Origin of the sequence: Sphaerisporangium flaviroseum (assembly GCF_039537005.1) — a bacterium.
GTDB classification, from domain to species: Bacteria; Actinomycetota; Actinomycetes; order Streptosporangiales; family Streptosporangiaceae; genus Sphaerisporangium; species Sphaerisporangium flaviroseum.
In genome coordinates, this window is the sequence record NZ_BAAAZR010000061.1 from 16,395 (window position 1) to 29,145 (window position 12,751).

12 protein-coding genes are annotated in these 12,751 nt (G+C 71.4%); 4 read left to right on the forward strand and 8 right to left on the reverse strand.

Annotated features, from left to right (window positions below; all coding sequences use genetic code 11):
• Window positions 1-51 precede the first annotated feature (51 nt).
• The 6 genes from ABD810_RS38915 to ABD810_RS38940 form a co-directional block, all read right to left on the reverse strand.
• Window positions 52-2,406 (reverse strand): protein kinase domain-containing protein, encoded by a 2,355-nt coding sequence (locus ABD810_RS38915; RefSeq protein ID WP_344952945.1) that lies wholly within the window; start codon window positions 2,404-2,406, stop codon window positions 52-54.
• Between the two features lie 121 nt (window positions 2,407-2,527).
• On the reverse strand, window positions 2,528-4,357 hold the full coding sequence (gene lysX / locus ABD810_RS38920; RefSeq protein WP_344952947.1) for a bifunctional lysylphosphatidylglycerol synthetase/lysine--tRNA ligase LysX: 1,830 nt from the start codon (window positions 4,355-4,357) through the stop codon (window positions 2,528-2,530).
• A 118-nt stretch (window positions 4,358-4,475) separates the two neighbouring features.
• Window positions 4,476-5,036: a PspA-associated protein PspAB gene (gene pspAB, locus ABD810_RS38925; RefSeq protein WP_344952949.1), complete on the reverse strand. Its 561-nt coding sequence runs from the start codon at window positions 5,034-5,036 to the stop codon at window positions 4,476-4,478.
• Between the two features lie 4 nt (window positions 5,037-5,040).
• Window positions 5,041-5,952, reverse strand: coding sequence for a zinc metalloprotease HtpX (gene htpX / locus ABD810_RS38930; protein ID WP_344952951.1), 912 nt, complete (start codon window positions 5,950-5,952; stop codon window positions 5,041-5,043).
• Between the two features lie 9 nt (window positions 5,953-5,961).
• Window positions 5,962-6,240 carry a PspA-associated protein PspAA gene (pspAA, locus tag ABD810_RS38935; protein WP_344952953.1) on the reverse strand — a complete coding sequence of 93 codons (279 nt, stop codon included), beginning with the start codon at window positions 6,238-6,240 and terminating at the stop codon, window positions 5,962-5,964.
• Window positions 6,237-7,052 carry a PspA/IM30 family protein gene (locus ABD810_RS38940; RefSeq protein WP_344952955.1) on the reverse strand — a complete coding sequence of 272 codons (816 nt, stop codon included), beginning with the start codon at window positions 7,050-7,052 and terminating at the stop codon, window positions 6,237-6,239. Before ABD810_RS38940 ends, pspAA begins: the two co-directional genes overlap by 4 nt.
• Window positions 7,053-7,417: 365 nt before the next feature.
• On the opposite strand from ABD810_RS38940, the gene ABD810_RS38945 reads away from it, so the two are divergent.
• Window positions 7,418-7,909, forward strand: a complete 492-nt coding sequence (locus ABD810_RS38945) for a DUF3043 domain-containing protein (RefSeq protein WP_425567045.1) — start codon at window positions 7,418-7,420, stop codon at window positions 7,907-7,909.
• 34 nt (window positions 7,910-7,943) lie between these two features.
• Here the strand turns inward: ABD810_RS38945 and ABD810_RS38950 are convergent, their stop codons facing one another.
• Entirely contained in the window at window positions 7,944-8,990 is a 1,047-nt protein-coding gene (locus ABD810_RS38950; protein ID WP_344952959.1) for an SMI1/KNR4 family protein, read from the reverse strand.
• Window positions 8,991-9,046: 56 nt separating this feature from the next.
• Between ABD810_RS38950 and ABD810_RS38955 the strand changes: the two genes are divergently transcribed.
• Entirely contained in the window at window positions 9,047-10,045 is a 999-nt protein-coding gene (locus ABD810_RS38955) for an aldo/keto reductase family protein (protein ID WP_344952961.1), read from the forward strand.
• A 118-nt stretch (window positions 10,046-10,163) separates the two neighbouring features.
• Here ABD810_RS38955 and ABD810_RS38960 read toward each other — a convergent pair whose 3' ends face one another.
• Window positions 10,164-10,370, reverse strand: a complete 207-nt coding sequence (locus ABD810_RS38960; RefSeq protein ID WP_344952963.1) for a hypothetical protein — start codon at window positions 10,368-10,370, stop codon at window positions 10,164-10,166.
• A 261-nt stretch (window positions 10,371-10,631) separates the two neighbouring features.
• Here ABD810_RS38960 and ABD810_RS38965 point away from each other — a divergent pair, with 261 nt between their 5' ends.
• Window positions 10,632-11,735, forward strand: coding sequence for a bifunctional adenosylcobinamide kinase/adenosylcobinamide-phosphate guanylyltransferase (locus tag ABD810_RS38965; protein ID WP_344952965.1), 1,104 nt, complete (start codon window positions 10,632-10,634; stop codon window positions 11,733-11,735).
• 217 nt (window positions 11,736-11,952) lie between these two features.
• Window positions 11,953-12,723, forward strand: coding sequence for an adenosylcobinamide-GDP ribazoletransferase (locus ABD810_RS38970; protein WP_344952967.1), 771 nt, complete (start codon window positions 11,953-11,955; stop codon window positions 12,721-12,723).
• Window positions 12,724-12,751 lie beyond the last annotated feature (28 nt).

The window sequence follows — 12,751 nt, forward strand, 5'->3', positions numbered from 1 at the left end:
ACGCCCCGCGCTGACCAGCACTCTCCGGGGACGGCCGGAACTTGACCAATCTCAGGCCCCCCGGGTGTAGCGGAGGTACTGTTTCTTGTACTCCCCCGCCGTGGCCGTCGCCAGCAGGCGTGTCACGCCGCCCTGGAGGTCGACGACCACGGCCTCGTAGTCCCGGCCCTTCCTGCGCCACCCCGCGATGTGCTGATCGTCGTACCAGCCGATCAGCCGGTCGGTCGGGAAGGAGACGCGGGCCTTCTCCTCGCCCTCGGTGCTCCAGACGCAGATCTGGACGCTCGACTCCGGGCAGACGGTGATGAACTGCGTCCCGGACGGCGACACGTCGTCGCCCTCCACGGTAAGCGGGCTGCCGACGTCGAGCAGCGTCTGCAGCACCGTGCCGTTCAGGTCGTAGAACCTGATGCGCTGAGTGCCGCCCTTGAGCGCCCACGTGCCGACGGCTTTCCCGTCGCCTCGCCAGAAGTAGCTCCAGCGGCCCACGTCCTTGTCGGTCACGTGGACGACCTTGGCCTTCCGCCGCGCGACGTCGATGACCGCGTAACCGTGGCCCTTGGTGGTGTCGCCAACGGCCTCGTTGACGGTGACCAGCACCTTCGTGCCGTCCGGTGACCATTGGGGAAAGGTGGGGAACACGGGCGCCGGAGCCATCCTGATCACCGTCGACCTGCCGGTCGCCCGGTCGACGAGCGAGACCGTGGAGTAGCTGTCGTCGGTGTAGAGGGTGTCGGTGCCGAGGGCTCTCCTGCCGTCGTTGCTGACCGTGTACTCGAAGTACTTCTTCGTCCGGGCGAAGGAGTTCTTCTCCTTGTCCCGGATGTAGACCTGCTTGCCGTAGTCGAGGCTGTAGGACGTCAGCTTGATCGGGTCGGTGTCGTTCTCGTGGATGGTGATGGAGCTTCCTGGCAGGTCGAGCCGCCGGGTCGCCGCGGGCGGCGCCGAGACGCCCGCGGAGGGGGTCCTCCCCGGGGACTCCGGGCCGGACGGCGTGGCTCCGGCCGTGGATCCCCGGGCCACCGGCTCGCCGGTGCCTCCGGTCCGCGAGTCCGTCACTCCGCCCGAAGTGCCGTTGCCCCGGCTTCGGTCCGCCGCCTGGACGGCCAGGTACCCGCCTCCGCCGATCAGCAGTACCGCCGCGGCCGCCGCCGCGATGATCGGCGCCCGTCCCCTGCGTCCGCCGGACCCGTCCGGCGAGGTCGCCGCGGTACCGAGCGGCCCCGTCGTCCGGTTCCACGCCGGAGGCGGCGGGTTCCCGCCGGACGACCACGCGGTGGGCGGCGGGTTCCCGCTGGACGACCACGCCGGGGGCGGCGGCGTCCGGTTCCCCGGGGACGCCCATGCCTGGGGCGGCGGCTGCCCCTGGTTCGCACCGGACGGCCACGCGGGGGACGGCGGCTGCCCCTGGTCGGCACCGGACGGCCACACGGGGGACGGCGGCTGCCCCTGGATCGCGCCGGACGGCCGCGCCGGAGGCGGCGGTCCCGGGTGCTGCCGGCTCGCCGGCGCCGGTGCGGGGCGAGGACCGGAGCGGCGGTCCGCCTGGGCCACGGCCGACCCCTCGGCCGTGATCACGGCGGCGGGAGCGGCCCCGGCGCCGTGCCCCAGCAGGCGCATGAGCACCTCGCTCGCCGCGGGCCGCGCGGCGGGGTCCTTGGCCAGGCACGCCGCCACGACGCCCCGCAGCGGCTCCTCAAGCGAGCTGACGTCCGGTTCGAGGTTCATGATGCGGTTGAACACGGCCGGGAGGCTGTCGCTGCCGAAGGGCGCGTCGCCGGTCGCGGCGAACACCATGGTCCCGGCCCAGGCGAACATGTCGGCGGCCGGGCCCGCCTGCTCCCCCGCGAGCTGCTCGGGGGTCAGGTAGGCGGGCGTTCCCACGACCCTGGAGGTCAGCGTGGAGATCTTGTCGAGCGCCTTGGCGATGCCGAAGTCGATGACCCGAGGCCCGTCGGTGCCCAGCAGCACGTTGGAGGGCTTGAAGTCGCGGTGGACGATGCCGGCCTGGTGGATCGCGACCAGTGCCGTCACGGTGCCGATCGCCAGCCGGAGCAGCGCCGCGCCCCGGCGTGGCCCCTCGCGTTCGACCACCCCGTCGAGCGTGGGCCCGTCGATGTACTCGCTGACGATGAAGGGCCGCTGGTCGGCGACCCCCGTCTCGATCACCTGGGCGGTGCAGAAGGTCGCGACCCGCTCGGCGGTGGAGACCTCCCTGACGAACCTGGCGAGCGCCTCTTCGTTATGGGCGAGGTCCGAGCGGAGCACCTTCACCGCGACGGTGACGCCCTCCGCCGAACGGCCCAGGTAGACGACCCCTTGGCCGCCCTCCCCCAGCCGAGCCGTGAGCTCGTAGTCCCCCACCTGTGTCGGATCGCCCGGCCGCAACGGCACCGGGTTCGACATGGCTCCCCCTTCATCCCCCCATTTATGGCCTTATTTCAACCATAGTGACGTGCTTGTAGGGAACTCTTTGCCTTTGGGCGAAAGCCGTACCCGGAGCGTGACCTGCGCCCTCGTGGCGGGGTCAGGCATCCTGTCCGGGACGCGCGGGGACGGGCGGGCGCACGCCGCCGTGCTCCCCCCGGCGCAGCAGGGTGGACAGGCTGGGCACCGCGAGGAAGCCTTCGGCGATCACCGAGGCGAGCCCTACCTTGGGCAGGTCGCGCGTGTCGTCGAAAGCCAGGAAGCGCGGCACCCAGCGGGGGCGGTACTTGGCGTTCGCCCGGTACAGCGACTCCAGCTGCCACCAGCGGGAGAAGAACACCAGCGTGCACCGCCACAGGCGCAGCACCGGCCCCGCCCCCAGCCTCGCGCCCTCCTCGAACACCGACCGGAACATGGCGAAGTTGAGCGAGATCTCCTTGACCCCGAACTCGCCCGCCTCGGCGACCAGCCCGGCCACCATGAACTCCATCAACCCGTTGTCGGAGTCGCGGTCGCGCCGCATGAGGTCCAGCGACAGGCCGTCCGCGCCCCACGGCACCAACGACAGCAGGGCCGCCGGTTTCCCGTCGGCGTCCCTGGCCTCCACCAGTACACAAGAGCCGTCGGCCGGGTCGCCGAGCCGGCCGAGGGCCATCGAGAACCCCCGCTCGGTCTCCGTGCCGCGCCAGGCGGTGGCGCACTCGATGATGTGGCGCATCTCCTCCGGCGAGAGCTCGGCGTGACGCCGGATCCGCAGGGTGAACCCGGCGCGCTTCACCCGGTTGACGGCCTGCCGCACGCCGCGCATCTCGCGGCCTTCCAGGCCGAAGGCACCGGTCTCGATCACCGCCTCGTCGCCCAGTTCCAGCACGCGCAGCCCGGCCCGCGCGTAGGCGTGGGCCGCCGCCTCGCTCGCGCCGATGACCGCCGGAGCCCAGCCGTAGCGGCGGGCCTCGTCCATCCACGCCCGGATGGCCGGCGCCCACGCCTCGACGTCGCCGATCGGGTCTCCCCCGGCGAGGCACACCCCCGCCACCACACGGTACGAGACCGCCGCCTTGCCACTCGGGGAGAAGATCACGGCCCGGTCGCGGCGGGTGGCGAAGTAGCCGAGCGAGTCGCGCGAGCCGTACGCCGCCAGCAGAGCCCTCACCCGCTCCTCGCTCTCGGGGGGCAGCTCCGCCCTCGCCCGCTGGGAGCGGAACAGCACGGCGAAGGCGACGAGCACCGCGATGGCGCTGAGCAGGCCGATGACGAAGTTCACCCAGGAGGGCGGGCGCCCGGAGCGGTAGAGGTCGAGGGTCGCGGCACCGCCGAGCGCTCGTTCCAGAGCCCAGGGCAGGTGGTCCCGTGCCTTCAGGGTCCCGGGGAAGACCGTCACCAGGGCGTAACCGACCCCGAACGAAACGGCGAGTAGCGACCCGAGCGTCACGAGCGCCTTCCTGAAGGACGCGCGCCGCGTCGGGGCGAAGAACTCGTCGTGCGCCGCCGCGAGGATGCCGAGGACGACGGCCGACACCACCAGGTTCACCTCCGAGGCGACCACCTGGCGGGTCAGGGCGAACTCCTCGACCAGGTCCGGCATCAGGGATGAGGACAGGACGACGGCCAGGTTGCCCAGCACGAGCAGCACGTAGATCACCATCAGGACCCAGTACGCCGACCGCTTGTGGCGCGCGAGGGCTCCGGCGAGGATCCCGAGGAACACCGCGTAACCGAGGTTCGGCTCGACCGGGAAGACGGCCATCTCGATCAGGCCGGTGACCGGCCGCAGCAGGTGCCGTATGGGCGGCACGAGGGCGATCACCGCCGAGTACACGGCGGCCACCGCCATCCACACCGACATCACCCGCGGCACCACGGCACGGAACCGGCCGCCGTCCTCGCCCTCTGCGGTCGTTCTGACGCGGCCGTGCTCGGTCACTGCCACCCTGTTTCCCCCCGGCGATGGCTGATCTTGCGGGGTGGTATACCCCTCCATTCGCATGCCTAAGGGCGAGAACGTCCTGAGTGATCGTCTTCGTACTGCCTTCGGGGTGACTCGCGGCTCAGAGGCCCGGAGCGCCCCACAGGGGGAACCAGCGCGACAGGTCCGGCTCGATCCGCAGCTCGCCGGTGAGGGCCCCGCGGGCCTGAAGCTCCAGCGGGTTGTCCCGGCGCTGCCCGGCGACCGGGGCGAAGGGATAGAACGTGCCCTGCTTGTAGAGGTAGACGATCGCCAAAGGACGGTCCGACGGGTCCTTGAAGGTCACCAGTGAGCACAGCAGGGAGGGCCCGAAGCCCGCTCCCTCCAGCGAGGAGTTGACGCCGTGCAGGTCGGTGACCAGGGTGCTGAGGTCGTCGGGCGGCCTGCGGACGACCAGCCACGTGTACCCGTACGAATCCTGCGACAGCTCGATCTCGGCGTCGCCGAGCAGCGCCTGGATGTCCTGCTGCAGCGTGGCGAAGGCGCCTCCCTCGGCGGCCCGGAAGCAGACCGAGCCGAGCCCCGTCGGGGTGGCTCCGGTCGCCGCCTGGAGCGTCACCGCCGCCGACGGCAGCGCGAACAGCGCGTCGAGGTTCGGCCTGGCGGGCTTGCTGCGGCCAAGGAGTGCGTCTAGCCAGCCCACCGGCTCAGACTCCCCGGCCGAGCTGGGCGGCGATCAGGTTGAGCTGCTCCAGCCGGCGCTCCAGCGGCGGGTGGGTGGCGAACAGGGTGGCGACGCTCGCACCGGCGCGGCCGCCGGAGAGCGCGGGGGCGAAGAAGAACGCGTTGAACGGCTGCGCCTCGCGCAGGTCGCGGGTGGGGATGCGGGACATCTCGCCGGTCACCTTGACCAGGGCGCTCGCCAGCGCGGAGGGCCGCTGGGTGAGCAGGGCGCCGGCCCGGTCGGCCGACAGCTCGCGGTAGCGCGACAGCGCCCGGGTGAGCAGGAAGCTGATCGCGTAGACCACCATCGAGACCAGCATGATGATGAGCCCGATCGGCGGGCCGTTGTTGTTGCCCCGGTCACGCCCGAGCCCGGAGTAGAGCGCGAAGCGGGTCATCAGCCCGGCGACGATGCCGAGGAAGGAGGCGATGGTCATCACGGCGACGTCACGGTGGGCCACGTGGGACATCTCGTGGGCGACGACGCCTTCCAGCTCCAGGGGGTCAAGCCGCCGCATCAGGCCGGTGGTCACGCAGACCACGGACTTCTTCTGGTTGCGGCCGGTGGCGAACGCGTTGGGCACGTCGCTGTCGGCGATCGCCACCCGGGGCTTCGGAGAGCCGGCGAGCGCGCTCAGCCGGTCGACCAGGCCGTGCAGCTCCGGTGCCTCCTGCGGGGACACCTCCCGACCGTGCATCGCGAACAGCGCGATCTTGTCCGAGAAGAAGTACTGCACCAGCAGGAGGCCCCCGGCGAGCACGAGCACCACGACCGCCTGGACGCCCATGGCGATCAGGACGCCCACGAAGGCGACATAGAGCAGGCCGAGCAGGAACATGGTCACGACCATGCGCACAGCAAGTCCCCGGTCGGGGGCGTACCGGGTTTGAGTCATATACCCAAACTAGCCTGGTATAAGGCCCGAATCGCCAAGCATGCCTCTGACTTCGTCGATAGAAGCGTCGGCCGGCGGCAAAATCAGCTCGGAAGGCTCCAGAGCGTCGTCGGGAAGGGGTTTGCCGATCTGGCGCACCTTGTCGAGCAACGCGTGGAGCTTCGAGCGGAACTGGGCCTCGTCGTCGGTCTCGATCGCGGCCTCAAGCTCGCTGTCGAGGGTGTTGAGCACGTCGATGTCGCCCTCGGCGATCTCGACCTGGCCCTCACCCATGATGCGAATGATCACAGGCCCTCCCCCGGCTGACGGTACTGCTGCGTCGGCTGCGACTGCGGCTGCTGCTGCGGAGCCTGCTGCTGCCCCGGCTGGCCGGCCTCGATCGCGTCGCGCGGCGCCGGGCCCTGGCCCAGCTCGGCCTTCATGCGGGCGAGCTCCAGCTCGACATCGCTGCCGCCGCCCATGCGGTCGAGCTCGGCCTGGATGTCGTCGGGACGCGAGCCGCTGTAGTCGTCGAGAGCACCGCTCGCCAGCAGCTCGTCGATCGCGCCCGCGCGCGCCTGCATCTGCGCGGTCTTGTCCTCGGCGCGCTGGATCGCCAGACCCACGTCGCCCATCTCCTCGGAGATGCCGGAGAAGGCCTCGTTGATGCGCGTCTGCGCCTCGGCCGCGGTGTAGGTGGCCTTGATGGTCTCCTTCTTGTGGCGGAAGGAGTCGACCTTGGCCTGCAGGCGCTGGCTGGCGAGGGTGAGCTTCTCTTCCTCGCCCTGCAAGTTGTTGTGCTGGGTGCGCAGGTCGGCGATCTGGTTCTGCAACGAGGACCGCCGGCTGAGCGCCTCGCGGGCGAGGTCCTCACGTCCCACACTGAGAGCCTTGCGGCCCTGGTCCTCAAGGCGGGTCGACTGCTGCTCGATCTGGTTGATCTGCAGCTCCACCCGCTTGCGCGAGGTGGCGACATCGGCCACGCCTCGACGGACCTTCTGCAGAAGCTCCAGCTGCCTCTGATAGGAATAATCGAGGGTCTCGCGCGGATCTTCCATCTTGTCCAAAGCCTTGTTGGCCTTGGACTTGAAGATCAAGGAAAGTCTCTTCATCACGCTCATGCGCGTTGGCCGTCCCCTTCTTAGGTAGTGCTGTGCCTATGCTCCCGCTCGCTGCGACGCTCGCCGGCCGTCTGCTCGCTGCGCTGGCATCGGTGCTCCTTCGCGCTCACTCGCAACTCCCTAGGCTGCCCACTGATCGTCAGCCCCCGATTATCGCGGCAAAGTCGCCTAGGTCCACCCTACGCATAACGCACGAGGGCGTCATTAAGTTGCCGCCCCGGTAGGCTGACGTCGTGTTCCGACGTCGTACTGAGGCCCCCGTGGATGATTCCCCCTCCTCGTCTTCACAGACGCAGGCGAAAAGCATGGGAAAGGGCCGCCCTACCCCCAAGCGCCGAGAGGCGCAAGGCCGCCGCCGTTCGCCGGTGACCGCCCCCACCAACCGCAAAGAGGCCTACAAGCAGGCCCGTGAGCGCCAGGCCGCCGAGCGGGCGCGCGCCCGCGAGGGCATGCTGAGGGGCGAGGAGCGCCATCTGCCCCCACGCGACAGGGGCCCGGCGCGCAAGCTCGCGCGCGAGTGGGTCGACTCCCGCCGCACGATCAGTCAGTATTTCCTACCCGTCTCGCTGATTTTGCTGGTCGTCCTGTGGACGATCCCCATGTTCGGCGGTCAGACCGGAATGCTGCTGTATTCCTATGCGATCACGATCCTGTGGCCGCTCATGATCGTCGCGGTGGTCGGCAGCTCCCTGTGGGTGGCCCAGCGCGTGAAGAAGGAAGTGGCCGAGCGGCTGCCCGACGAGAGCCTCAAGGGCGTCGGCTTCTACGCCGCCATGCGGGCGATGCAGATCCGCCGCCTGCGCTTCCCCCCGCCGACGCTGCTTCCGGGCGGCAAGCCGGTCCTGCCGAAGAGGTGATCACAACCGGCGCGGCCCGCATGAGCCGCTCCGGTCAGTTCGGTGTCCAGCGCAGCCGGCCCCCGGACACCTCCGGCCGCCGGCCGCCCGCCGCATGGCCTGATTCCAGCGCGCCGGCCGTGGCCCTGAGCATCGCGTAGTACGTCGTCCAGCCGGGGCCGGGCGCAAAGCCGCGCTCGCCGAAGCGCCAGATCCTCCCGTGCTGGGAGGCCACCACGCCCTCGTCTCCCGCGCCCTCGGTGAAGGCGCCGGCGAAGGGGATCATGCGCCCGCTCCACCTCGCCACCGGGGACACCCACCCGGGAGGGGCCTCCACCGCGCACAACGCCCGCCAGGTGTCCCGTATCTCGCGCACACTCAGAGCCCTGCGGCCCAGCAGTCCCGAGCCGGCCGAACGCGACCCGTCGTGGCGGAGCAGCGACGCGCGCAGGCTGCCGGGGAAGCGGACCCCCATCTGGGACTCGGCGATCGCGATCGTCCGCACCGTCGCGGGAGGGCGCAGCTCGCCATACGTCACCGGCGCGTGGGTCCTGAGCCATCTCTCGATCCGCCGCCACTGGCGATCGACCGCCTTGGTCACCCGCGGGTCCTCCGCCGGTGCGGCGACGGCGCCCCGCGCGGGACGGCAGGTGGAATTCCGCCGCGTGCCGGGCGCCCGCTCCCGTGATGCGTCACGCGACGGGGCGACGACGACCGCCACGACGGAGGGCCGGGAGGCCGGCTCCGCCGATGAGTTCCGCGGGCCGGTGAGCAGCGCGTTCCCGAGAGCCGCGCCACCGGCCGCCAGGACACACAGGCCGGCGGCCGGGTAGGCCCACCGGCGGATCGTCCGCACCCCGATTCGCCCAACGGCGGTCTCGCCCTCCGGCGCCGCCGGGGGTGAGGGGGCCTCGGCCGGGGCGTGGCCGGCGACGGGCTCGGGCGGCCCCGGTTCCGCCGCCGGTGGCGACCCCTCGCGGATCGGCGGGCCGCCACGGCGCGACAGTGCCCGCCAGGTCCACACGGCGGCCCCGATGACCGCGCCCACGGCGGTCACCGCGAGCGCCAGCCGTACAACTCTCGAACGGATCAGCCGCAGCACGCCGGGCAGACTATCCCGAATCAGATCACCGACAGGCGGCGACTAATGTCGTTCGCATGCATTTTCGCCATCTTGGCCGCAGCGGTCTGAAGGTCAGTGAGATCAGCTACGGCAACTGGATCACCCATGGTTCCCAGGTCGAGGAGGACGCCGCCAAGGAGTGCGTACGGGCGGCGCTCGACGAGGGGATCACCACCTTCGACACCGCCGACGTCTACGCCGGAACGAGAGCCGAGGAGGTTCTCGGCCGCGCTCTGAAGGGGGTGCGCCGCGAATCCCTGGAGATATTCACGAAGGTCTATTGGCCGACCGGCACCGGGGAGAACGACCGCGGCCTGTCGCGCAAGCACATCACCGAGAGCATCAACGGCTCGCTGCGCCGCCTGCAGACCGACTACGTCGACCTCTACCAGGCCCACCGGTACGACTACGAGACGCCGCTCGAAGAGACGCTGAAGACCTTCGACGACCTCGTGCGCCAGGGCAAGGTGCTCTACATCGGCGTCAGCGAGTGGAGCGCCTCGCAGATCGCCGACGCCCTCAAGATCGCCGGGGAGATGGGGCTGGAGCGGCTGGTGTCCAACCAGCCCCAGTACTCCATGTTGTGGCGCGTCATCGAGTCCGAGGTCGTGCCCCTGTGTGAGAAGGAGGGGATCGGGCAGATCGTGTGGTCCCCGATCGCGCAGGGCGTCCTCACCGGCAAGTACCTGCCCGGCCAGGCTCCGCCCGCCGGATCCCGGGCCACCGACCCCACCGGGTCGGGCTTCATCTCCCGCATGCTCGACGACGACGTGCTCACGCGGGTGCAGGAGCTCAAGCCCATCGCGGCCGACCTCGGGCTGACCATGGCCCAGCTCGCGGTGGCGTGGGTGCTGCAGAACCCGAACGTCTCGTCGGCCATCGTCGGCGCCACCCGGCCCGAGCAGGTGCGCGACAACGTCAAGGCATCCGGCGTCAAGCTCGAGGCCGGCGTCATGACCAAGATCGACGAGGTGCTGGGCACGATCGTCGAGCGTGACCCCGCCAAGACCCAGAGCCCGGCGACGCGGCCCTAGCAATCAATCATCTGGGCCATTAAAGGCACGGCCGAAATGACGTCCAGGGTCCCTTGCCTTTTCTGTCATTTGACACCATCAGTCACAGGGGCACCAGAAAAGACCAGGGACCCCGGAGTCACTCGCCCCGTAGCGACATCCCGGCGTACTCGACCCTGTCGTCTTCCAGCAGCGCGACCTGCTCGATCCCGGAACTCAGCAGCGATCGCCAGTTTTCTCCGAGCCATGACTCCGCATCGGCCTGACTTGGGAAGATCTCGCGCGGAAGCGGGCCGTCCGTAACCTCACCACCATTAGCATTTTCATAACGCCAGCGCCAAGTCATGCCATACGCTCCTTTTCGTGGGGTTTGCCCAGTGCCCTCGACAGGCTGAGCAGACCCTATCTCCTGGAGTCTGCCGCAGATCTTGCCGCGAGTGCGTCGGGACAGGCCAGCCGGGCCAGGAGAACCCACCCCGGCCCGCCCGACCGCGAGACCGACCCAGGATGGAGGCCATCTCATGCCGCCCACGTTCCGTCTGCCGGCGCTCGCCGCCGGACCCGGACTCGCGACGGCGGCCGAAGCCCTCCTTCCGGTCAGGGCGTGGTGAAAGTCCTTCTTTCGGGCACGGCCGGCCCGTACGGGTGGCCCGAGCCCGCGTGCGGCTGCGCTTCGTGCGCCCGCCTGTCCCCCGGCCACCGGTTGCCCACCTCGGTGGTGCTGGACGACGTGGTACGGCTCTCGCCGCCCGCCGGGCTGCCGCTGGAGCCCCCGGCCTCGCTGCCCAAGGGATACCGGATGACCGTCACGCCCGACGGCTACGCGGTCAGCGGCCCTGATCGCGGCCGGGTCCTGCACGCCGTCTCACCGGCGCAGACGGGCGGCTCACCCTCGCCGAGCTGGGCGGAGGAGGCCTACGACCTGGTGCTCATCGACCTGCTCGACCATCCCCAGCGCCTGGGGGACCTGCGCCGTCGTGGCCTGGTCACCGCGCGGACGCACGTGGTGGCGATCCACCTCGACCACCGCCTCCCCTCCGAGGCGGAGCTCAACAGGCGTCTGGAGTACTGGGGAGCCCAGGCCGTCGACGACGGCACGATCCTCGACACGCGCCGGCCGGCGCCGGCGCGCGCCCTCGCTCCCAAACGGCTCCTCGTCCTCGGCGGCGCCCGCTCGGGCAAGTCGACCGAGGCGGAGATGCGGCTGATCGCCGAGCCGGACGTCACCTACGTCGCGACCGGCCCCACCGGCAGGAGGGACGCGGACTGGCTGGCCCGGGTCCGCGCCCACCAGCGGCGGCGCCCGCCGTACTGGACCACCATCGAGACCACCGAGCTGGAGGCGCTGCTCCGGTCCGAGACCGGGCCGCTGCTCGTCGACGGCATCGGCACGTGGCTGGCGGGGGTGTTCGACGGGTGCGGGGCGTGGGGAGATCCGGCCCACGACCGCCCGCGAGGACGCAAGCCCGGCCGGTTCGGCACCGCACTGGACGCGGTCGCGGCGCGCTGCGACGACTTGGTCGCGGCCTGGCGGCAGACGCGGGCCCAGGTGGTGGCGGTCAGCGACGAGGTCGGGCTGAGCGTGGTGCCGGCGACCGCGAGCGGGCGCGTGTTCCGCGACGCCCTCGGCCGGCTCAACCAGCGTCTCGCCGCGGAGTCCGAAGAGGCCGTCCTCGTCGTCGCCGGACGCGTCGTCCCGCTGCCGGTCTGACACCCCCCGGGCCCGTCGCGAGGGTCCCCGGACGCGTCGCCCCGCTGCCGGTCTGACACCCCCGGGCCCGTCGCGAGGGTCCCCGGACGCGTCGCCCCGCTGCCGGTCTGACGCCCTTACGCCCGCCGCAGGAGGTATGACGTACTCATGGCGGCCCGCGCCCACCGGCCTTTCGAACGAGTCCGGACCTTCCCTACCCCCTGAGGAACGATGTGACATGCCCGCATCAGACGCCCCGGAAGAGCCGGTCGCCGCGGGGTTGCGCCTGGCCGTCGGCACGCTGAGCATCTGGCCCGCCGGCGTGCCCCGCGCCGACCGCGTGACCGCCGGATGGGCCATGACGCTGGCGCCGCTCGTCGGCCTGCTCCTCGGCGTGGCCGCGGCCGCGGTCATGGCGGCCACCGGGCTGCTGGTCTCCCCCCTGCTCGCGGCGGCCCTGGGGCTCGGGTCGCTGGCGGTGCTGACCCGGGGGCTGCACCTGGACGGACTCGCCGACCTGGCGGACGGCCTCGGCAGCGGCCGGCCGGCCGAACAGGCGCTGGACATCATGAAGCGCTCCGACATCGGGCCCTTCGGTGTGATCACGCTCGTCCTCACGTTGCTGGCGCAGGCCGCCGCGGCCGCCGAGGCGGGGCCGGCGGCCCTGGTCCTGGCATGCGTCACCGGACGGCTGGCCGTGACGTGGGCCTGCGTGGAGGGCGTGCCCGCGGCCCGCCCGGGCGGCCTCGGCGCCATGGTCGCCGGAACCGTACACCAGAGGACCGCCGCCATCGTCACGGCGGCCGCCGCCGTCGTGGCCCTGGTCCTTGGATTCCTGTGGGGCGGGCCCGTCACCTATCCCCTGGCGCTCGCCGCGGGCCTCGGCGCCGCCTGGGCCCTTCGAGCGCACGCCGTGCGGCGGCTCGGCGGGATCACCGGGGACGTGCTGGGCGCGCTGACCGAGGTCGCCGCCGCCACCGCCCTGCTCGTGTGCGCCGCGTCACCGTGACGTCCCACCGCCGGCGGGAGATCAGGGG